The 22,604-nt window shown below is 38.0% G+C and carries 14 protein-coding genes; 7 read left to right on the plus strand and 7 right to left on the minus strand.

The genetic code is table 11. From position 1 onward, the window contains the following. Positions 1-17: 17 nt before the first annotated feature. From rsmA to lptF, 6 genes are all read right to left on the minus strand, one after another. Positions 18-848, minus strand: coding sequence for a 16S rRNA (adenine(1518)-N(6)/adenine(1519)-N(6))-dimethyltransferase RsmA (gene rsmA, locus PVV66_RS04710; protein ID WP_273717556.1), 831 nt, complete (start codon positions 846-848; stop codon positions 18-20). Beyond that, positions 839-1,852 carry a 4-hydroxythreonine-4-phosphate dehydrogenase PdxA gene (gene pdxA / locus PVV66_RS04715; protein WP_273717555.1) on the minus strand — a complete coding sequence of 338 codons (1,014 nt, stop codon included), beginning with the start codon at positions 1,850-1,852 and terminating at the stop codon, positions 839-841. Before pdxA ends, rsmA begins: the two co-directional genes overlap by 10 nt. Then, entirely contained in the window at positions 1,852-2,802 is a 951-nt protein-coding gene (locus tag PVV66_RS04720; RefSeq protein ID WP_273717554.1) for a peptidylprolyl isomerase, read from the minus strand. The genes pdxA and PVV66_RS04720 overlap by 1 nt, the downstream gene beginning before the upstream one ends. Before the next feature lie 123 nt (positions 2,803-2,925). Further along, positions 2,926-5,295, minus strand: coding sequence for an LPS-assembly protein LptD (locus tag PVV66_RS04725; protein ID WP_273717553.1), 2,370 nt, complete (start codon positions 5,293-5,295; stop codon positions 2,926-2,928). Then, positions 5,296-6,387, minus strand: coding sequence for an LPS export ABC transporter permease LptG (lptG, locus tag PVV66_RS04730; protein ID WP_273717552.1), 1,092 nt, complete (start codon positions 6,385-6,387; stop codon positions 5,296-5,298). It abuts the gene before it with no gap. Continuing rightward, positions 6,384-7,574, minus strand: a complete 1,191-nt coding sequence (lptF, locus tag PVV66_RS04735; protein ID WP_273717551.1) for an LPS export ABC transporter permease LptF — start codon at positions 7,572-7,574, stop codon at positions 6,384-6,386. The genes lptG and lptF overlap by 4 nt, the downstream gene beginning before the upstream one ends. 409 nt (positions 7,575-7,983) lie before the next feature. Between lptF and PVV66_RS04740 the strand changes: the two genes are divergently transcribed. The 3 genes from PVV66_RS04740 to PVV66_RS04750 are packed head-to-tail and all read left to right on the plus strand — an operon-like array spanning position 7,984 to position 8,862. Then, a complete protein-coding gene (locus PVV66_RS04740) occupies positions 7,984-8,430 on the plus strand; it encodes a DNA polymerase III subunit chi (protein WP_273717550.1) in 447 nt (148 codons plus the stop codon). Beyond that, positions 8,430-8,609: a hypothetical protein gene (locus PVV66_RS04745; protein WP_273717689.1), complete on the plus strand. Its 180-nt coding sequence runs from the start codon at positions 8,430-8,432 to the stop codon at positions 8,607-8,609. Before PVV66_RS04740 ends, PVV66_RS04745 begins: the two co-directional genes overlap by 1 nt. Beyond that, a complete protein-coding gene (locus PVV66_RS04750) occupies positions 8,599-8,862 on the plus strand; it encodes a hypothetical protein (RefSeq protein WP_273717688.1) in 264 nt (87 codons plus the stop codon). Before PVV66_RS04745 ends, PVV66_RS04750 begins: the two co-directional genes overlap by 11 nt. On the opposite strand, the gene PVV66_RS04755 is transcribed toward PVV66_RS04750, so the two are convergent. Continuing rightward, positions 8,859-10,148 (minus strand): MFS transporter, encoded by a 1,290-nt coding sequence (locus PVV66_RS04755; protein ID WP_273717549.1) that lies wholly within the window; start codon positions 10,146-10,148, stop codon positions 8,859-8,861. The genes PVV66_RS04750 and PVV66_RS04755 overlap by 4 nt on opposite strands. Before the next feature lie 571 nt (positions 10,149-10,719). Here PVV66_RS04755 and bafA (PVV66_RS04760) point away from each other — a divergent pair. From bafA (PVV66_RS04760) to bafA (PVV66_RS04775), 4 genes are all read left to right on the plus strand, one after another. Next, positions 10,720-16,248 (plus strand): BafA family autotransporter, encoded by a 5,529-nt coding sequence (gene bafA / locus PVV66_RS04760; RefSeq protein ID WP_273717548.1) that lies wholly within the window; start codon positions 10,720-10,722, stop codon positions 16,246-16,248. Between the two features lie 355 nt (positions 16,249-16,603). Continuing rightward, positions 16,604-19,168, plus strand: coding sequence for a BafA family autotransporter (gene bafA / locus PVV66_RS04765; protein ID WP_273717547.1), 2,565 nt, complete (start codon positions 16,604-16,606; stop codon positions 19,166-19,168). Positions 19,169-19,481: 313 nt separating this feature from the next. Further along, positions 19,482-19,679: a hypothetical protein gene (locus PVV66_RS04770; RefSeq protein WP_404977234.1), complete on the plus strand. Its 198-nt coding sequence runs from the start codon at positions 19,482-19,484 to the stop codon at positions 19,677-19,679. A 322-nt stretch (positions 19,680-20,001) separates the two neighbouring features. Next, positions 20,002-22,590, plus strand: coding sequence for a BafA family autotransporter (gene bafA / locus PVV66_RS04775; RefSeq protein ID WP_273717546.1), 2,589 nt, complete (start codon positions 20,002-20,004; stop codon positions 22,588-22,590). Positions 22,591-22,604: the final 14 nt, after the last annotated feature.

Genomic DNA, 22,604 nt, shown 5'->3' on the forward strand with positions numbered 1-22,604 from the left:
TAAAAAAGTTATACTTTTTAGGTTATCAAATTCGCTATAGTCACAAATTCAGAAATTGAAAGTGTTTCAGCACGGCGAGTCCCATCAATTCCTGCCTTTTTTAAAAGAATTTCACCTCCAAGAGTTCTGAAATTTTGGCGAAGCATTTTTCGTCTTTGTCCAAAAGCGGTTTTTGTAATAAAGCTTAGTTTTTGCGCAGAGCAGACAAGAGGTTGAGTTCGTGGAATGATATGAACAACGGAAGAAGTTATTTTAGGCGCTGGTATGAAGGCTTGAGGAGGAACATCAAAGGCAATTTTAGCCGTGGTACGCCAGCCAGTTAAAACACTAAGACGTCCATAATGAGAAGATTGAGGTTTAGCCGTAATTCGTTTGGCAACTTCACGTTGAAACATCAATGTCATTGATTCATAAAAAGGGGGCCATGGTTCCACTAATAGCCAATTTAATAAGAGTTGCGTTCCAATATTATAAGGAAGATTGGCGATAATGCGTGGTTTTTCTGGGCTCGTTTCAAAGAGTTTTGAAAAATCTTGTTTCAGTGCATCATTACAAATAAGTTTTAATTGGTTCGGATAGTGCTTTTCTATTTCTAAGAGAGCCGGTATGCAGCGCTCATCGCGCTCTATTGCTGTTACAATAGCGCCCTTTGCTAGCAAGGCGCGTGTGAGTCCTCCAGGACCTGGACCAATTTCAAGAACAGGTTTTCCTTCTATATTGCCTGCTTGACGAGCAATTTTAGATGTTAAATTCAGATCAAAAAGGAAATTTTGCCCTAAAGATTTATGGGCTTGTAATCCATATGTATCAATGATCTCACGCAGAGGAGGGAGATTATCTATTGGCATGGTATCGAATTATTTTTTGCAAGTTGATTTGCAAGTTTAAGGGCAGCAATAAAGCTTTCAGGAGAAGCTATGCCTTTATCAGCAATGTTAAAAGCAGTTCCGTGATCTGGAGATGTACGAATGAAAGGTAGACCTAACGTGATATTAACGGTGGTATCAAAATCTAATGTTTTAACAGGGATAAGAGCTTGATCATGATACATGCAAAGAGCAACATCATATGTTTTTCTTGCGCATTCATGGAACATTGTATCGGCAGGAAGCGGACCTGTAATATTGAGGCCTTTCTTTTTAAGATATTCAATAGCAGGAGTGATAACTTCAATATCTTCTTTTCCTATTGCACCTTCTTCTCCAGCATGAGGATTAAGACCAGCGACAGCCAGCCGAGGTGACGTTATTTGAAATCGTGTTTTTAAGTCGCATTCAGTAATGAAGGCCGTTTGAATGATTAAATGACGGGTCAGCTGTGAAGGAACATCTTTAAATGGAATATGAACAGTCATTGGTACCGTTTTTAATCGAGGCCCTGCTAACATCATAACTGGATGATAACATTTATGAAAAGCTTTATGGGCCAAATCGGCTAAAAATTCTGTATGACCTGGAAATTCAAATCCGGCGTCATAAAGATTCTTTTTGGCAATAGGACAAGTAACCAATGCGGAAGCATGTCCACTTTGAATCAATTGAACACCGCGCTCAATAGCCTCAATGATTCCAGCAGCATTGTTTGGAGAAGGAAAACCTAATTGATCACTTTGTTTGTTTTTTAACGGTATGAGAGGGAGAGCGTTTTGAAAATTTTTGACAGGATCGGTGGTTAAAACAGATTCCACCTCAACATCCATCTGTAAAAAACGAGCGCGTGAATGAATAACATCTGGATCGGCGATAAGCACAAAAGCCGGAACTTGGCGGGTAACACGCAAATTCCACGCTTTTAGAGCTATTTCAGGACCAATTCCGGCAGGATCCCCACCACTAACAACAAGAGCCGTCATTATTGAATACGTGCTACGCGCCGCAGTTCTTCTAAATACTTTTCGCTTAATTCTTCAAGTTTTTTCGGGCTTCTTTTTTTACTATCTTGAAGAGAAAATATCAGCCGAGCAACATAATCATCAGAAACCCTTTTTATTTTACAAACAGCAATGGCTTCGATTCCATCAGATGTTTCTTGCAATTTTGTCATTTTTCCAGCAGGTGTTGCAAGAATAGCTTGCTCCCATGCACTGGGAAGTTGAGGTTCCAGAAACTTTCCTAAATGACGGATCGTAACGTCTAAAATACCTTTTGCTTGATTGTGAGCATTTGCACATCCACGGAAATGTGCGCGGAAATTGCTCGCTTCTCTTTGACGTCTTTCCAAGATTTCTGAACGACGATGGGCAGGAATAACAAAAACAATGCGCTGTAATGTATATTCGTTGGTTGAAGGTTTAACACCACCATTTTTTAATATTCTGCGCACAGCTTCTTGTTCGCTAACCATACCCATTTGAGCTTGATAGCGTGCGCTAACAAGACGCCCCCATCCTATTTGTCCACGGATGTAATCTTTAAAATGTTGTACAGTGATATCATTTTGGATCAGAATTTGGTTGAGCTGATCAATTGTCATATTATTTTGCGTTGCAAAATTCTCAAAAGCTTTATCAACTTCATCATTGCTTATCTCAACATTACGGCGCTTTATTTCAATATTTTTTAGTTCTTCTTCGATAAGCTCTTTTTTAGCCTGAGCCACCAAATTGCCTTGTTTGTGTTGCAATCTGAGAAATGCAATGCGCCTTTGTATATCATAATTTGTGATAGGATTGCCATTAACTGTAACAACAATAGCAGTCTGAGCAAATGCCGACGGAATCAAAAATTCATTTATCAGCAGGCTGCTTACGCTCAAAGACGTAATACAAAATAAAGCAAGAACATGCTTTTTCAATTTATTCATGTAAATAAGCTTTTTATTCATGTAAATAAGCTTTCGCAATGTTTATTAATTCTCATCAATGACTTAAACTACACGTTTTCTTTCATAAAAACAATAATAAGTTAAATTACCTATACATTCTCTTTATAAATTTGAATTTATCTTTTTTCCGATATCTGCGATTGTACGCAATGAGAGAGAGAAATTAAAGTTTTGCAAGGGTGTTTTTCTCCCCGGATTCATTACTTGTTGATAACCGAATGTGAACCCGAAACATTCATCTATATAATTCAAGCTAATTCCTCGTTTTATGAATGTACCAGATACGAGATCATAACCGGCATTGCTATTAATGGACCAATAGTCTGCCAGTTTTAAGCCCGTTTGAAAAGAAACTTCTTGGCGCTCTCGTGGATATTCGTAATTCGGTTGGCTTGCGATATAAGCATATTGTACAGAGGCCCAAAAATTTTTCCACCTTTGTGATGCTTCGACTTCACTACGGCGGATTTTTCCTGTTTTTTTGTCAAAGCGTCCACGTGTTTCTAAGGAAAAACCATTTTTATGGGTTGCGCCAAACATTGCAACATAGTCTGAACGTTTTGCCTCTAAGCTAGAATGAATACCAACATTAACAAGGTCTTTTCCTACAAAAGAATTTTTTCCTGCCAGATGAAAGGATTGCCCAATGAGACCATAAAGAGACCAATTGTCATTAAAGCTTCCAGAATATCTTAGACCTATATTGGCTCTTGTACCACCTTCTACGCGATCATAACCAGAAAATTTATCTCGTTGAAAGAGAGTGGTTGCATCAAAGACAAAGCTTTGTGCATCTTCATTAGGAAGTTGTCCGATATATTTTTCGTTATTGCGTATAAAAATTTGTGCGGTTGGTTCTATAATATGTGTAGAATGAGCAGCTGTAATAAGGAAGGGATAGCGTGCTTCCAACCCTGCTGTTGCCATACTACGAATTGTTGAGCCACGAATCGCGGATAAGCTATTGTTTTCTACAGAAGCAGCATGATTTTCGTGTACATTGGTTGTAAGGATATCGGCCCGTAGAGAAAGAAGGGGGGTTAATATGAGGCCATTGTGCGTGTTAAAGCGCTTTTTCCATTGAAGCTCATTTGTTAAACGCAAACTATTTCCAGCCATGCCAGAAAGTCTTACAGTGTTGAGAGGATTTTCGTTCCAGTTGGGTGAACTGAAGTCGGCATGACGACGGTAAATTGATTGTATATTGCTATGGAAGATAAGCTCTCCATTATAAATGGGCTCATCTGGTATAAAAGAATAATCGATGCGTGGTAGAACCCATGCTTGCTGAGAGTGACGTTCATAATGAGGATCATTCAATATCGAATCTTGAATTTTAAAATGATAAAAACGCATATCAAAATAGTTTTTTCCTGCAAGACCATTCAGATAGATCTGGGAAAATTGTGTAGGATTGCTATAGTTTTCAAGCTTGTAGGCACGACTAAAATGCCGATCGGATTGTGCAAGAATATTCCATCCATAAGTCCAGTGTGAATTAATACGAAAATCCCCCTTTGTTGCCAGCATATAACGGTTTTTATGCTGTGCATCAATCGTATCATCATCAAATCTATGCGGTTTCATTTGATATATATGAGCAAAGCGAATGTTATAACTGCCCATTTTAAAACGCTGACGCCATTCCCCTTCGGTTAAAAGTCCTTGTTGAGTATAAACCGTAGAAGAAAGCGTAAAATCATAATGGGGAGCGAGATTCCAGAAATAAGAATTCTTCATCCCCATACCGAGATAATCAGTATAGAAAAAATTAGGCGTAAGCAGACCACTAGCACGCCTGACAGTTGGATCATAGAGCTCAAAATTTGGAAATTTTATAATCGGTACACCAAAAACTTCAAAACTGCTATTTTCAAAACGAATTTTTTTTACGCGATTATTCCATATGATTTTTCTGGCTTTAATTTTCCATAAGACATCTCTATCTGGTTTATAAGAGCAAGGTTCACAGGCTGTATAGCTTGCATTTTCAAAGATTGTTACCTGATTATTTTTGCGTGTAGCATTTTGAGCGGCAAAGTGCACATTGTTGGCTGTATCAATGCGTAAGGCGTTTACAAAACCCTCACCAAGATCTTTGGTCATATCAATTTGATTAGAATAAATCTTATTACCATCTTTTTGAGTAATTTCAACGTTTCCTTGTGCTATAAGTCGTCCTGTTTTTTGGTTGTAAATGATTTTTTGAGCGACAACTTTATTGCCATCATATTCAACTTGGACATTACCTTGGGCAGAAACAGTGTTTTCATCACGGTTGTAGATGAGTTCATCCGCAGAGAGCAAAAGAGGACGTTCTGGGTTTTGAATGCGACTTTGAGGAGGAGACATAAGGCTTTGGGCGTGTGCACAATAAGGCAACGCTCCTCCTAAAATAACCGCTATAACACTTCTGAAAGTGAGAGCACTTAATTTTGTTAAAATGATTTTCTTACGTGTTAATGCTTTCACTTAGCCATCCTCTTTATGAAGTAAAAAAGACATTCCCAAGAATAATGCAATAACAACAGGTGTCCAAGCGGCAATAATTGGTGGAATATATCCAGCATTACCAAAAGCTTGAACAAGTACGGAAATAACATAAAGCATAAATCCAGCTATTACGCCACCAAGAATCAACGTTCTAGATTGTCCAAAACGTGTAAAATTTAAAGATACAGTTGCTGCAATGAGAGTCATTGCCACAAGCAATGCCGGTAAGGCAATCAAAGATTGTAAATACATATCAAAATTATGAGCAGAATAGCCAAATGAACGTGCGATCATGATCTTTTTTGGCAATTGGTAAAATGGAATAGTTGCGGGGTTCACTAGACGTTCCGTTAAAAATTCAGGCTTTAGATTGGTTTTTATTTTCAACACGGTAAATTTTTCAGGAGGATGTCCTATTTTATAGATTGTTCCATTTGTTAATAGCCAAGCGCCATTGGTCAAGGTTGCTTTTGGGGTGTTAATCCAATTTTTGACGGTTGCGTCGTCTTTGTATTGTACAAAGGTTGCATCGAGAAGAGAAAGCCCTTGATCGGTGATAAATTTAGCTCCAATGGTTGTTCTACCTAAATCTGTACGCTGTGTTAACCAGTGGATACGCGTATTATGAAGAGATGTTAGGACATTATTATTGCGCCATTCAGTCATCATTTTTTCTGCTTGAGAAAATCCCCAGGCAGCGAGTGGATTGATGAGAAGAATTGAAAATAATCCCAAAAGAAAAGCTCCCAAACAAGCTGGCATAAGAAATTGCCATGCAGAAACACCGATTGAGCGCGTCACGACAAGTTCAAGTTTTTTATTAAGCGAGATAAGCGTTGTCATTGCAGAAAAGAGTGCAATAAAAGGGATAAGTTGTTGCATAATAAAAGGGATGCGTAAAACAGAGAGGAGAAATGCATCTTTTGCGGTATAATGCGGAAGGGAAGGCAGTCTACCGGAGTTTTCTGTAAAATCGATTAAAAGAGCAAGAACAAAAATACTCCCCCAAAAATAACAAGTTATTTTAAGGTAACGTATAAAAAAATAGCGTCCAAGTGTCCACCCAATCATGATATTTCATCCAGAGAATCTTGAGATTTTCGATGTTCAAATTTGTTCACTACTTTTTGAAAAGTGATTTGAAGTATTTCATTAAGTTTTGCGGGGAGTCCAATTTTATGATTCGTTAAAAGCATAAAAAAGACAAATAGACTTGTTCCTATGGGCGTAATATAGAGAAGGGGAACATATGCAAGATCGTTTTTTGCTTTTTCGGCGAAAAAATACCCTATCCAATAGACCAGAAAAGAAAGGGCAATCGCCGAAAAATTTGCGCAGTAGCGTGCTTGTCGATGGGAGCCTACGTTTCCCGCCGCTGCTAATGCAATAAGTGAAAAAACGATTGGATAGAGCCATTGTGTTAGTCGGCGGTGAAACTCAGCTTTATATTGGAGTGGTTTTCGTTGATAGTAGGGATCTTTTGGGTCAGGTTTTTGTAAATAAGAAAGAGACCGATCTTTTGGATAAAGAGTAGGTGTTTTATCACTGGGAATAAATTCCCCTAGGCTAAAGGTGTATGCGCTAAATTGAACGATTGAAACGCTATTATTTTCATGATTAACTCTTTCTATTTCACCGTTATTGAGGATTAAAAAGCGACCGTTTTGATTGCTTACGATAGAGGCCTTTGTTGCATAATAAAAAAGATCAGTTTTAGGGTCACGCTGGTCGGCAATGAAAAGACGTCCAAGTGTTCCGTTTGGATTCCGTTCGCCGATCTCTATGTAAAGGTTATTGGCGAGTTTTTGAAAGCTTCCTTCACTAATGAACAGATTAATAAGATCAAAATGGGCACTTGCTAGCATTTGTCGCATATGAAGACGCGCTTGAGGAACAACAAAATTAGCTATAGAAAAGGAGATACATGATGCAACAATAGCAAGAAGAAGAATAGGTTTCCAAACAGTACTCTTAGGAAAACCAGAGGCATTAATAACAGCAAGTTCTGAGTCTTGATTCATTGCTGAAAGGGTGGTTATAACTGCGATCATTAATGCAAATGGAATGACAAGAAAAATAACAGAAGGAACCAATGAGAATGAAAATTGCAAGACTGTGAGGAGTGTTTGTTTACTTGTTGTGAGAAAGTTTATCCGCGCAAGAATTTGCACCGTCCAACTAACGCCTACTGCTGCAATCATGACAGAACTAAACAAAACAAAGACACGTTTCAGGATGTAGAACTCAATAATACGCATAAATTGGGGAACATCCTCAGTCTTTAATTCGATAGCAAATATTTTTACTGCTTCCGGTTAAAATGCAATAAAATTAAAAAAACATCCTTCCATGAATTGGACATTTTTAGCAAATAAATAATATAAGGTTTCTCGTTAAATTCCCTTTAATTTTTTCACATATTATATTTTATTTTTAATGATAGTCTACAAAGAATCTAGAAAATAATTTAAAAAACTTTTTTATTAACGTTGAAAATAATTTTTTTTATCTTTTAAAGAGTCTTTTAAAACCACGGGCAAAAAGATAATGCATCTCAATTGAAAAAGAGGTTTATATCTTGAACCGTTTCCTTTTATATGAGGAGTATAGAAGTGTCTCTAAAAAAGATGTTAGCTTTTTTATAAAGAGTTATGAGGGCTTAAGAGGTTGGACATTTTATTCTATCATTTGACGCAGTCAACGCTGAAAGATATTTTGCCAACGCTTGTGGAGCGTGCATTGGCTCGTTTTGGTAAGGTAACAATACAATGCGTGAGTAAAGAACAACGCGATTCTATAGATATGCATTTATGGGTTTATGCTGATGAATCATTTATTGGACATGGAACGGAGTGTGATCAATATGCGAACCTTCAGCCTGTATTTCTGACGATAGGACAAGAAAATCCGAATGATTCAAAGATTCGTTTTCTCATAGAGGGAGCTGTTTGTTCGGATATTAATGCTTATCAACGGCTTGTCGTACTATTTGATGGTAGAAATGATGAGCAGTTGAATTTTGCTCGGGCGCAGTGGAAAAAATATAAAATGGAAAATCATAATTTAACCTATTGGCAACAGACTGAAGATCGTTGTTGGAAAAAACAAGTTTAATGCGCCTCGTATCTTTTGTTATGGTTTTGATAGGATTGGTAGGAATCGTAAACCCAGCCCTTTTTATTGTGGAAGGATCAGGGGGAGGGCGTTGGGTCTTTATTGTTATTTTTCTTTTAGGCATGCTCAAGATATGGCCTATAATTAAAAAAATGAAACGGCATGACGATGATGATTGATCGAATTTTGCTTGTTTTATGGGCTGTAATGCTGGCTTTTTTTTGCGTTTCGTGGTTGGGGACAACGCATATCCTATCAGGGGTATTTGCTGTTGCTGATATGAGCAATATTGCGGATTTTTTATTTTTCTTTTTGAGTGCATTGTTTGCGGGAATATTGTGGTGGAGTATACCGCAACCTATGTCTTTAAAAATGAGACTGGCGGCATTTTTTCTGCCAGTCTTTATTTTATTCTTCGTTATTATATTTTAGTTGGATATTTCATCATCTGTAAATCCGACAAAACAAATCAGTGAAATAAAAGAAGCAAAAAGCAAATAATAGCCGATATAAGACGTATCAAAATGTTGCACCAAGTATTCTGCAATATAAGGTGCGAGAGAGGCTCCTACGATACCAGATAAGTTGAAAGTAATAGAAGAGCCTGTGTATCGAATGGCTGTCGGGTATGGTGAAGCCAAAACAGCACCAAGAGGACTGTATATCATCCCCATGATAGACAAACCAATGACAGACATTGCAAGGACTCCTATAACTCCGGAATTTAAGAAATAAGGAATTGCGAAAGAATAGATACCGGTGATGATTGTAATCCAAATCATCAAAGTTCTTCGTCTAATACGATCAGCGAGTCTTCCAGTAATGATCGTAAAAATTCCGCAGAAAATAGCACCGACAATTTCGACTTGAAGAGCTTGATAATATGACAATTGCAAATGGTTTGTTGAATAGCTTAACAAATATGCAGTAACCAAGTAAAACAAAACAAATGTTGCCATACCAGAAAATATTCCAAGAAATAAAATTCGAGGACATTTTAAAAAGACATCGATGATAGGAACTTTGACACGTTCTTTACTTTCAAGATTTTTTTTGAATTGAACAGTTTCATTGATTGAAAGACGAACCCATAATCCTATAATCATAAAAACAACTGAAGCAATAAAAGGAATGCGCCATCCCCAAGCGACAAGTGCATCATGATCAAGGAAGTATAACAGACCTAAATAAACAGCAATGGATAAAAACAAACCGATTGGAACGCCCAATTGGGGAAACATTGCATACCAGCCCCGCTTTTCTGGAGGGGCATTTTCTGTTGCGAGCAAAACAGCGCCTCCCCATTCTCCCCCTAATCCCATTCCCTGTCCAATACGGCACAAGGTTAAGAGGAAGGGGGCAAACCATCCAGCGGTTTCATATGTGGGAAGAAAACCAATAATGACTGTTGAAAGACCCATTGTGAGAAGAGAGGCAATGAGTGTTGCTTTTCTTCCAATTTTATCTCCAAAATGTCCAAAGACAATTGATCCAAAGGGCCGAGCAAAAAAGGCTGCTCCAAAGATCAGAAAAGATTGTAAAATGGCAATCTGATCATTTTGTGTTGGAAAAAACACATGAGGAAATATAAGAGCTGCGGCAGTGGCAAAGACATAGAAATCAAAGAATTCAATTGTTGGGCCAATAAGGCTTGCAAACAAAATACGACGAGGGGAATTTCTGTTGCTTGTACCTTGCATTTCTAAGTTTATAGACATGAATAGAATGTCCCTTTCAGTATATGACAAATCAAATATGAATTAATCGACTATAATTATAAAAATTTCAAATCAGTGTCGAGTCGATATTATGAGGTTTCTTAATATATTAGAACAATGATGATAGACTGATGAACATCAATAAGTGTTTTTTAGATTATCAAAATTGAATAGAATAAAGAAACTGTTTTAAATGCTGTAAAAGATGGAAATATGTGGCCATAAAGACCGCTCTCATTCATAGTGCTATTTCCTTTAAAGTTTAAGGCCATTTTTATCATTGAGGGATCAATCTTATTCGTAGATCAGTGTTTTAGTGTCTCAAAAATATTAAAATTTTTTTTATGAATATAATTATAACACTTTTTAGTTGCATAAGTAAAAATTAAATCTTTTAGTTGTGCATACATTTAAAAACACATAGTGTGTATTTGATCTGTCAGAGCTTAATCATCGAATGCTTTATTATCTTAAAAAAATATGCGGTTGAGTCATTACAGAATGTTGTTTTGGTCTATGCACTTTTTTCTAAATGGGGGGGATTTAAATTTGGAATTATGGAGTGTGAATAATGCAACGCAAATTGAAATTAAGTTTTTGTGCGTTAATGACCAGTAGTTTTTTTGTCAAGATTGCGAATGCAGATGGAGTAGCAACACTAAAAGAAAAGCTGTTAACACCAGTAGGTATCAATGAACAGCTAGAAGAGACAAAAAAATTGTTATCAAAAGTGAGGGGATTAAAAGAGAAAAAAGAGGGGGCAAAAATGATAGCGCATGAAAAGACACTAGAAAGAAGGAAGTCTTCAGAAGAGGAAAAGAAGGGATTAGAAAATCTACTCTTTGAAGTTCTCACAAATTCAATAATAAGCGATGGGGTTGCTATTTATATTACGAATCGTGACTCTGAAGGTTCTGAAATAAATAGCTTTAGCTATGAAGATGCTGCCTATTCCATCAATAATACGGTTCAAGAGGGTGGAAAACTCTACATTGATGCAGCAAGTGTGAGTAGGGATACGATCATTGAGCATGGTGGGATTGAGTTTGTCCAAAGCTTGAGCAGTTCAGAATATGCTTTTGTTAAAAAAGGGGGACAACAAATTGTTGAAAGTGGTGCAAATGCTGAAGGGACTAAAATTCATGGTGGTGAGCAGATTATTTTTGGTAAGGGGATCCTTGGAGAAGGTTCGTCGCGTAAAGATAAGGAAAGCAGTGCTTATGGCACTGAAATTCATGCTGCTGATGGAATGCCAGGAATACAAAGTGTCTATAGTGGGGGGATAGCTGTTGACACAAGGGTTATGAAAGGAGGGGTTCAGAATCTTGATGGTAAAGAGAATTTTAATAACAGCTTCTCAGAAGATGCTGATACAGCCGATATAGAAGAGGAAGATTTTACAATCAATGAGGGGGCTTTTGCATTCAATACCGAACTTTTTAAAAATGGGATGCAGAATATCTTTTCGGGAGGGAATGCGAGTAAAGTTACTTTATACGATAGAGCTACTCAGAAGATATATGATTCTGGATATACGGATGATCTAACAATTAATCATCAAGCAAGGTCATGGGCTTTTGCGGGGGCAATATTAGACAAAGATACAAATGTCTATGACTTTGGCAGCCTCTATCTTTATGCTGGAAATGATGAAGCGGTTACGGAAGTAGAAAATCTTAATTTAAATGGAGAAGATACCAAACTCTATATTATTGCTTCTGAAGATAACAGAAAAAAAACTCATGTTAATATCCAGAATTTAAAAGGAAATGGTAGAGTTATTTTTACGTCTTTCGGGACTGATAAGCGTTACTCAGAGCTTAATATTGAGGATCTTTCAGGTTCTTTCCATTTCGATTTTAATGTTAATTTTGCCAAGCATCTTAGTGATTATCTTGTCATTAAAGAAAGTGGCTCTGGTTCTCACACAATAAGTGTGGCTGATTCTGGTCGTGAAATTACAAGTTCTTCTTACAAAAAGCTTAAATTAATTTCTGATCACAGTGGGAACGCTCATTTTACTCTAACAAACACTTTTGGTGAAAAAATCAGGGCTATTGATGCCGGAACCTATAGGTATCGTTTGAAACATAGAAACGATAAAGGCACCGGTAAAATTTGGTATTTAGATGCGAATTATGCTGTTGATGAGGCAAATACCTCTTTATTTTCTGATTTTAGCTTGCAACCATCTGTTATGGCTTCATTATCGAATGATCTCACAGACCTCACCATTGAAAAGGGAATGATTGTCACGATTACGGATCCTAGCTTTGATAGTAGCGGTGAAAAAGTTGAGAGCAATGGAGAAACTTCAATTAGTAATACAGTTAAAGATGGTGGAACGCTTTCCTTTTATAGCGGTGGTTTTAGCTTGTATACGACAATTCAAAGAGGAGGGACTGAGCTTATTGGAAAGCAGGGGCTTTCACAAGATAGTACAGTTAAGAGAGGGGGAACACAAAAGGTTGAAGATGGGGGGAAAGTTGAAGGGGCTAAAATTTACGGTGGTGAGCAGTTTGTTTCAGGAAAGTCTGATATTAAAGGGGCGATGGTAAGGAGCAGCGCTTATGACAGCGTTATTTCTGGTGAAAATGGAGTAATAGGATATCAGAATGTGTACGATGATGGAGAGGTTTTTAACACAAAGATCATGGCAGGAGGAGTACAAAATCTTTATGTAGAAGATAACCTAGACGATTATAGCAGTTTTGCATTTGATACAGAGGTCTTTTCTGGTGGAGAGCAACACGTTTTAGCGGGAGGAATAGCTCTTGGAGTTCTTTTACAAGGGAATGCTTTCCAAGCAATAGATTTAGGGGGCTATGTAAAAGATTTAATCATTAAGGATCAAGCACAATCATGGTTACATTCTGGGGCAACATTAGAAGGAAGCACCATGATTCATGATTCTGGACGAATTTATCTTTATGCTGGTGCTGATCGATCTCGTACTGAAGTAGAAACAATTGTTTTAAATGGCAAAGATACAAAATTGTACGCTATTGCTTCTAAGATGGATGGCGAAAGTTCTTTGATTGAGAATCTGAGTGGTGATGGCAGCGTTATTTTTACTTCTACCGTATTTAATCCACATTACTCTAAACTTGAGGTCGGTAATCTTTCAGGGAGTTTACATTTTAGACTAAATACCAATTTTGAGGAGCAACGCGGAGATTATCTCCTTATAAAAAAGGGCGATGGACATCACACAATAAGCGTGATTGATTCTGGTATTGAAATTGCCAATTCTTCTCTACAAACGCAAAATTTAGTTCTTGAACTTAATTTGATTAATGATCAAAGCGGAAAGGCTCATTTTGCTCTGACGGATTTTTCTGGTGAAAAGATTAGCACGATTGATGGTGGAGCTTATCTATATGTTCTAAAGGAAAAAGATTATAACGGTGGAAAAATATGGTATTTGGCTACACCACAAACAACTTCTATTCCTGTAATCCCCTCACCTCATGCGGAATCGCCTATAGATAAGCTTCCTGAAAAAGAAGAAAATATGGCATCTTCAAAAGATTTTAGTATCTCTGATGTCATTAATTTCAGTATTCGTGAGGGAGGAGGCATTTTACAAAACTTTTGGCTTGGTGATGGTAGCATAGTTTATATCTCTAATGATGGAGAGAAAGATGCTCTTAAAAAGTCCATTAACGCTACAGTTGCAGGATCTGGGACACTTTATGTTGAGGCTGGTGGCTTTAGTGAAAATACAACAATTGAAAATGGTGGTTTAGAGATTATCGGGGAACAGGGGATCTCAGAGTCTACGATTATTTACGAGGGCGGGCAACAAAAGGTAGAAGGAGGGGGAACAGCATTGCAGGCTAAAATCTACGGTGGTAATCAGCTGGTTTGGGGAGATAGTTATGTGAACGGTGGAATTGTTGGGAGCAGTGCTTATGATACGATAATTTATGGTCAAGGGGACATACCAGGACAGCAGAATGTGTATGATGATGGAATGGCAGTGGGAACAAAAGTGATGAGTGGAGGAATACAAACTCTTGCTAAATGGTTTCCTGGTGATGATAACTTTGCAGAAAAAGCTGGCGGTTTAGCCGTGAATACTGAGATTTTTGCAGGTGGTGTACAGAGAGTATTAGCAGGCGGAGAGGTGGATATTGTGACTTTACACCGCCATGCTGCTCAAGAAGTTCATGCTGGGAGCATTGTAAAAAATCTAACAATTGGAGAGGGCGCCAATTCACGGGTCTTTGCTGGTGCGATATTAGAAGGAGAAATAACGGTTCAGAATTTTGGTAGTCTCCATCTTTATGCTGGAGATGATCGTTTTTATACTGAAAAAAATCATCAGACGACAGTAGAAGATATCAATTTAGAGGGAGAAAATGCTAAATTGTACTCTATTTCTAATGGATATGGAAACACAGAAACGTATATTAAGAAGTTGAGCGGTGTAGGAGAGATTGTTTTTACTTCTACGGAATCCGATTTACATTACTCCAAGCTTTATGTTGATGAGCTTTCGGGTAGTCACCATTTCAATTTTAATGTCAGCCTTGCAGAAGGAGAGGGTGATTATCTCTTTATCAAAAATGGTGGTGGTTTTCACACAATAAGTGTGGTTGATTCTGGTATTGAAATTGTTGATCCTTCTTCAACAGAACTTGATTTAATTTTGGATCAAAGTGGAGGTGCATCTTTTACTCTACAAAATTTTTCTGGTGCAAAAATTCATATTGTTGATGGGGGAACCTATGTGTATGGTTTAAAACAAAGAATTGGTGAGGATGCGGAGCAAAAAGTTTGGTATTTATCTGCAGTCTTTATTGATAATTTTCCATTTCTTAATAGTTTGCCACGGAGTAGAAGCAGATCTGCGCGGCATTTAAGTCAAAATCAACCGATTTCTTCTCTTTCAACTCTTACAAATACAGAAGAGCATGCGATTAAGTTGCCACGTCGAAGAGAAAATCGCCCCAACTTAAGTCAAAAATCTCCAGCTCCAGTTTCTTCAATTGTTTCAACTCTGGGAAGTCAAACGATTGAAGGAGGACCTCCAGTCGGTCCGCATCCTCTTTCTGATGAAAAGCAAGCGGTTGTTGTTTCAGCCTCTTCTCAATCTTCAGCGGATCAAATGACTTTGCGTCCAGTTCATAAAGATCAACTTTTTCCACAATTAAGTGAGAAGCTTTCAGTTTCTGACTTTTTAACCACACCTTCTACAGATGCGGTTTTGTCTATGTCTGTAGCTCCAGCGATGGTATTTCACAACGAAATGCAAAGCGTGCGTATGGGAAGAGGAATTCTAGATAAAAGTAAAAAGAATACGGCTTTATGGACTTACGCGATTAAGTCTAAAGAAAGCATTGCGACAGAGCATATAGACTTTAAGCTCGATCAGACCGGTATCGTTTTAGGGATCAATGGTTTAAGCGAATGGGAAAATGGAGATTTTTATATCGGTGGTTTTGGCAGTTATGACCACGCACGCATTGCGCATGCACGAGGGGGTACCAGCGGTATCAATAGTTATGGCATTGGCGCTTATGTCACTTATTTAGATCATAGTGGATGGTATCTCGATGGTATTTTAAAATATAATCATTATCAAAATACTCTGAAGGCCGTTTCAACGAATGGTTTAGGGATTGAAGGAAGTTATACGCAATGGGCCGTTGGAACCTCCTTTGAAGTGGGTTATCGACTTCAAACGTCCAAGAGCAGTTGGCTGCAAGCTTATGGACAATTTACATGGTTGCAAGTTGAGGGTAAAGAAATCAAGTTATCGAATGACATGGTAGGTGATCTGCGTCCATTTACTTCATTACGCAGTGAGGTTGGCTTATCTTTAGGGTATGAATTTGGTTCTCATGAGGCTTCTTCATCCCTTGCCTATATCACAGCAGCATGGTTGCGTGAGAATAAAGATGACAATCAAACGTTGATTAATCAACACCATCCATTTACTACGGACTTGTCAGGGAATGCGGGTAAATTAGGGATAGGTTTAAGCAGTTTAGTGAGTGAGAAGTTGAAGTTCTATGGTGAGGCGCATTATGTTAAAGGGCGTAAAACAAAACAGTCTCTTCAGGGCATTATAGGGGTACGTTATAGTTTCTAATTATTAGGGGTATTTGTAAATTATCTTTAAAGGTATAATTGTTTTTAAAAATCTTTAATAAATTGTAAACAATTTTTCAGCCCATGCAGCTTTGCTTTTCATGACAGATTATATACTCTAATTTTATATTATAGTTTATTAAGTGTTACTTTTTTCTTTGATGAAAAAACTTTGAAGGAATGCAGGAATTTCCTTATATTTTCGATTAAAAATGCATCTAAGAGATTGTAAAGAACGGTTTTTGAGTAAAGTGATGGGGCTACTCAGAAGAATTATTACAATTCAAGGTTGAAAATATATTTTGTAGAGCTAGTTACGTTTGGTGTCTATGCAGACGTGAAGAGGGGGGGAGGATATGGCTACACAATATAAATGGAAACGAAATTTTTGGGTACTCATGTTGAGCAGTTGTTTTATACAGGCTGCTGCTGCAAGTGAGGGGGGGACATCGCTTTTTTGTCAATCTGCAAGTTATGAAAATAACCAAGTATTTCAGGATCAATACAATGAAGATATGAAAACAGGAAGATGTATACTTGGAGCATCGAATGATTTCATTGTAAGGAGGCACAATGAATTAGGCTTTTTAAAAAAGCCTAGCGATTTTGCTACTGTTAAGGGTGCTAGAATGTTCGCGAGTCAACAGGAGCTTGATGGCAATAGTCGCGACAATGTTGGATATAATGCACGAGAACAAAATACAGCGTTTCTTAAAAAACCTGAACTTATCTCTATTAAAGATGGGGCACTGCTTGAAAATTATGTCCTTGATAATGAAGGTAAAGCATACATTTCAAATGATGGTGAGATTGATAGTCCAGGACGATCCATCAATAACACGGTAAAAAATGGCGCAGAGCTTTATGTGTATGCAGGAGGTTTCAGTGAGAATAGTAAAATTGAACATGATGGAATTGAAAATGTTCAAGCTTTAAAGGGAAAACAAGGCTTTTCAAAAAATGCTGTCGTTAAAGAAGGTGGACAGCAAAGTGTTGGAAATGGAGGAAAAGTAGAGGGGACAAAAATTTATGGTGGGGAGCAGCTCGTTTTCGGGGAGGGGGATGTTGGAGGAGAGATTAAAGGGAGTAGCGCTTCTCATACAGTCATTTATGGTCAAGATGAAACACTAGGTCAACAAAAAGTATATGATGGGGGTAAAGTTTGGAATACAAAAGTTATGCGAGGGGGCGTACAAGAGGTTGGAAAAAACTCTGAAGGTGCAAAAAATGGTGGTTTTGCATTTGATACAGAGGTTTTTGCTGGTGGTAAACAGCGAATCTTAAAAGGCGGTCAGGCTATTGGAGTCACTTTAAATGAGAGCGCTATTCAGGAAATAGATACTGATGGATCTGTAAAAAATCTAACAATGAATGATGAAACAAAATCATGGGTACATGCTGGAGCGACATTAGAAAGCAAGACACAGGTAAATCATTCTGGTCAGCTTCATCTTTATGCTGGGAATGATCAACATCGCACCACCGTAGAAGATATTCTTTTAAATGGAAAAGATACAAAACTGTACTCACTCACTGATGAGTTTGATGGAAAAAGCTCTATGATACAAAAATTAAGTGGTGAGGGGAGTGTTATTTTTTCGTTTACGGGTTCTGATCCATATTATTCTCAGCTTCATGTGAATAATCTTTCAGGAAGTTTACATTTTGCGTTCAATACCACGATTGCCCAAAACCGTGGTGACTATCTCTTCGTTGAGAAAGGCGTAGGGAATCATACGATAAGTGTTGCTGATTCTGGCGTTGAGATCACGGACCCTTTTTCAAATAAGCGTGATTTAATTACAGATCAAAGTGGTGGAGCGCATTTTATACTGACAGATCTTAAGGGTGAAAACATTAACGCCATTGATGGTGGAACTTATATGTATGGCCTAAAAGAAAGAAAGGATGAAAATGGAAAAGTTTGGTTTTTATCTGCAGACCGCCTCAGTGGACCAGAAAACCCTATTCCAGATCCTACAAATCCGTTCGTGCCTGGTGGAACAGCAACGACACCTTCTACAGATGCCGTGTTAACGTTGTCCGTAGTTCCTGGACTTATTTTTAACAATGAGTTGCAAACTGTACGGAATGGTAGAAAAATTTGGAACAAAAATAGGAAAGATATCGAGCTATGGACTTATGGGATTAAGAGCAGAGAACGCATTGCTACAGGACATACACACTTTAAGCTTGGGCAGACAGGTTTAGTTCTTGGTGCTGATCAGTTGAATGAATTAAGGCATGGAGAGTTATATGTTGGTGGTTTTGCTAGTTATGATCAAGCACGTGTTTCTCATGCACGAGGGGGTGACAGTGATTTGAGCTCCTATAGCATTGGAACATACGCAACCTATTTTGATCATCGTGGATGGTATATGGATGGTGTTTTGAAATATAATTATTACCGAGATAATTTGAAAGCCATCTCAACGAATGGTTTAGCGATTCAAAGTCATTACAATCAGTGGGCGATAGGTGGATCATTTGAGATTGGTTGTTATTTTGAACCAGCGCAAAATACTTGGATGCAGCCTTATATCAAGCTAACAGGCCTACAGGTTGAAGGTAAAAAAATAAAACTTTCCAATGGAATGATCGGTGATCTAAGACCGTTAATTTCATTTCGTAGTGAAGTTGGCTTGACGGCGGGACATGAATTCTTTGTGAATTCAGAAACTTCATTAACAGCTTATATAATGGCAGCTTGGTTGCGTGAGAATATAAATAATAATTATACGACAATTAATAATCAGTATAAATTTATCACAGACTTATCAGGTAGTGCGGGTAAATTGGGAATTGGTTTAAACAGTTCGGTCAATGATAAACTGACACTTTATGCGGAAGCATATTACCTAAAAGGACATAAGATTAAAAATGCTCTTCAAGGTATTTTAGGGTTACGCTATAGTTTCTAAGCACACCTTTACACGGCTGATTAACTTTACAAATACTATTTGTTTTAGGAGCCTAAAAAGATAATACATCGCTATGTCTTCTCGAGAGTGTAGAGACCTTCTCAAACGGTAGGGATGCCTTTATACTCTCTTTTAAGGCAAGCTGCTAATTTATCAAGAGTGTTCATTGTTTTGCATGTTGAATGAGGAGTCCTCAATATCGTAGGATTTTCTTATTTCAAATCTGCTCCATATTGAATCAATCAAAAATATCTGCTTGCTTGTCACAAGCGGGGAAAGCCGTGTGTAGTAAAATTGTATAAGAGGACTAAAAATGCCTCTTATAAACCGCTTGAAGTGCCAAGGGGTATCGCAACATTTTAGGGCTGGAAAAGTGTGTGATGGTGCCGGCTTACTTCGTCTTAAGCGTAAAGATAGTTATACTCAATGGATTTATCATTACTATTCACTGTCGACATCGGGAAATGGGCTTGGGCGTATTGAGAGATATTTCCTTAAAACAAGCGTGTGAATGCGCAACGCCAAGGGTGTTCTGTTTTACGTGAGAGGTATGATCCCATTAAAGGGCATGAGCATTTTTTTCATCCATGATTTCAAATATGCAAATTATTCATTGAATTCAAGTCAATAGTTTGAATTTTATTCAGTTTTTTACCTTCATTTAGAGTTTTTAGTGGTTTATAAGATTACAACTTATGATTGTTTTAAATTAAAAAACACACCAAAAAATTGTATTTAGACATAAATAAAACACATTATGATACAATCTAAAATGAGCTACCTGCGTAGCCGCGGGATATTTTTCTAAATAATTGAAGAGTGGAGTGTGGATAATGCGGTATAAATACAAGTTAAGTTTTTCAGTATTGATGATCAGTAGTTGTCTTGCGCAATCTGCAAGTGCAGTAGAGAGTGGGAATAGAGGGCAAATAAGAGTAACCCATGTGAGAAATGAAGAAGAGGAACGAAAAAATTTAGAAATAATTGCTCGTCTTTTCAAAAATAATATGACGATTGGATATGGTGAGGTAGAGCTTATTGATAATGGAATAACTTCCGTGGGGTCCACTATCAAAAAAGGAGGGATGCAAATAGTTACACGTGCAGGAATTACAATAAACGCCGAAATTTTGGGAGGTCAGCAGTTTGTTCATGAAGAGCCAAATATTGATCTTACACGCAAGCCTAGACGAAGTAGTGCATATAATTCCACAGTTACGGGTGGAGATGGAGCAATAGGGCAGCAGAATGTGTATGATGGGGGAGAGACTTGGTATACGAAAGTAGGAAATAACGGAGAACAAAATCTTTATGCGGGGCAAAGAAAGGAAGGGGGGAGAGCAACGGCTACAGAAGTTTCTGATAATGGTAGACAGCACGTCTTAGCACTAGGAGAATCTGTGAAAACTACTTTGAAGGATCGAGCTGTTCAAGTTGTATATCCTGAAGGTTTGGTCGATACTTTAACAATTACGGATTCTGCTAAATCCTGGCTACATGTTGGTGTAAAAGATGTCGTTGGGGAAGTAAGGGTCAATAATCATGGAGAACTTTATTTATTTGCTGGTGGTAGGACAAATCATATTACCAAGAAAAACATTCCTCTAGAAAGAAAACCTGATGAACCAATATTTGAGGTTGGTGAACGAAAAATAGGAGAAAAACCACAGATTAAAATTAAAGATTTAGGGGGGCAGGGGGGGACTGTTATTTTTTCTTCTATTCCGTATGATCCACGTTATATTTCACTTTATGTTGAGAAACTTTCAGGGGATTTACATTTTCGATTCAATATTAGCGCTACGTGGGAGGCGAGTGATTATTTGTCGATTGGTGAGGGTGCAGGGAATCACAAAATAAATATTGCAGATTCTGGTCGTGAAATTACAGCTCCTCTCTCACAAAAGAATAGTTTGGTTACTGAGCTTCCGTTAATTACCGATAGAAGCCATAATGGAGGAGTTAATTTTACTCTGGCAGATCTTTCGGGCAAGGACATTACAGCTGTTGATGGTGGAACCTATCAGTATCGCTTAGTGAAGAGAGGAAGATGTGCTGATTCTAGTGGTAGTGCTACAATTTGGTATTTAAGTAGAGCTTCTGGAGATACGGAAGGTTCTAGTTCTGAAGTAGAGTGTGTGAATAAGAAAGCAAAGATTCCTCTTGCATTGTCTGCTGATGCGGGTACACAGTCTGATCAAGGGGCTTCTTCTGGAGGGAAAGATATCGGTCCTCGTCCACTTACTAAAAAACAGCCACCCAAGAAACGTCCGCCACGTCATTTAAGAGAAACACAGAATGTTTCTAGTGTTTCGGTATCTTCTTCTCAAGAAAAACGGACGCATGTGGTGTTCCCTCCAACAGGTTCTCGCCCTCTTTCTGATGAAAAGCAAGCGGTTGTTGTTTCAGCCTCTTCTCAATCTTCAGCGGATCAAATGACTTTGCGTCCAGTTCATAAAGATCAACTTTTTCCACAATTAAGTGAGAAGCTTTCAGTTTCTGACTTTTTAACCACACCTTCTACAGATGCGGTTTTGTCTATGTCTGTAGCTCCAGCGATGGTATTTCACAACGAAATGCAAAGCGTGCGTATGGGAAGAGGAATTCTAGATAAAAGTAAAAAGAATACGGCTTTATGGACTTACGCGATTAAGTCTAAAGAAAGCATTGCGACAGAGCATATAGACTTTAAGCTCGATCAGACCGGTATCGTTTTAGGGATCAATGGTTTAAGCGAATGGGAAAATGGAGATTTTTATATCGGTGGTTTTGGCAGTTATGACCACGCACGCATTGCGCATGCACGAGGGGGTACCAGCGGTATCAATAGTTATGGCATTGGCGCTTATGTCACTTATTTAGATCATAGTGGATGGTATCTCGATGGTATTTTAAAATATAATCATTATCAAAATACTCTGAAGGCCGTTTCAACGAATGGTTTAGGGATTGAAGGAAGTTATACGCAATGGGCCGTTGGAACCTCCTTTGAAGTGGGTTATCGACTTCAAACGTCCAAGAGCAGTTGGCTGCAAGCTTATGGACAATTTACATGGTTGCAAGTTGAGGGTAAAGAAATCAAGTTATCGAATGACATGGTAGGTGATCTGCGTCCATTTACTTCATTACGCAGTGAGGTTGGCTTATCTTTAGGGTATGAATTTGGTTCTCATGAGGCTTCTTCATCCCTTGCCTATATCACAGCAGCATGGTTGCGTGAGAATAAAGATGACAATCAAACGTTGATTAATCAACACCATCCATTTACTACGGACTTGTCAGGGAATGCGGGTAAATTAGGGATAGGTTTAAGCAGTTTAGTGAGTGAGAAGTTGAAGTTCTATGGTGAGGCGCATTATGTTAAAGGGCGTAAAACAAAACAGTCTCTTCAGGGCATTATAGGGGTACGTTATAGTTTCTAATTATTAGGGGTATT

Source organism: Bartonella sp. AU16XJBT (genome assembly GCF_028618665.1).
Lineage (GTDB): Bacteria > Pseudomonadota > Alphaproteobacteria > Rhizobiales > Rhizobiaceae > Bartonella.

Excerpts from the sequence above, each read along its gene's own strand:
- PVV66_RS04770 (WP_404977234.1), top strand. The coding sequence starts at position 19,482 with ATGCCTCTTATAAACCGCTTGAAGTGCCAAGGGGTATCGCAACATTTT.
- lptF (WP_273717551.1), bottom strand. The coding sequence starts at position 7,574 with ATGCGTATTATTGAGTTCTACATCCTGAAACGTGTCTTTGTTTTGTTT.
- bafA (WP_273717547.1), top strand. The coding sequence starts at position 16,604 with ATGGCTACACAATATAAATGGAAACGAAATTTTTGGGTACTCATGTTG.
- bafA (WP_273717546.1), top strand. The coding sequence starts at position 20,002 with ATGCGGTATAAATACAAGTTAAGTTTTTCAGTATTGATGATCAGTAGT.
- PVV66_RS04755 (WP_273717549.1), bottom strand. The coding sequence starts at position 10,148 with ATGTCTATAAACTTAGAAATGCAAGGTACAAGCAACAGAAATTCCCCT.
- rsmA (WP_273717556.1), bottom strand. The coding sequence starts at position 848 with ATGCCAATAGATAATCTCCCTCCTCTGCGTGAGATCATTGATACATAT.
- PVV66_RS04745 (WP_273717689.1), top strand. The coding sequence starts at position 8,430 with ATGCGCCTCGTATCTTTTGTTATGGTTTTGATAGGATTGGTAGGAATC.
- PVV66_RS04750 (WP_273717688.1), top strand. The coding sequence starts at position 8,599 with ATGATGATTGATCGAATTTTGCTTGTTTTATGGGCTGTAATGCTGGCT.
- PVV66_RS04720 (WP_273717554.1), bottom strand. The coding sequence starts at position 2,802 with ATGAATAAATTGAAAAAGCATGTTCTTGCTTTATTTTGTATTACGTCT.
- lptG (WP_273717552.1), bottom strand. The coding sequence starts at position 6,387 with ATGATTGGGTGGACACTTGGACGCTATTTTTTTATACGTTACCTTAAA.
- bafA (WP_273717548.1), top strand. The coding sequence starts at position 10,720 with ATGCAACGCAAATTGAAATTAAGTTTTTGTGCGTTAATGACCAGTAGT.
- pdxA (WP_273717555.1), bottom strand. The coding sequence starts at position 1,852 with ATGACGGCTCTTGTTGTTAGTGGTGGGGATCCTGCCGGAATTGGTCCT.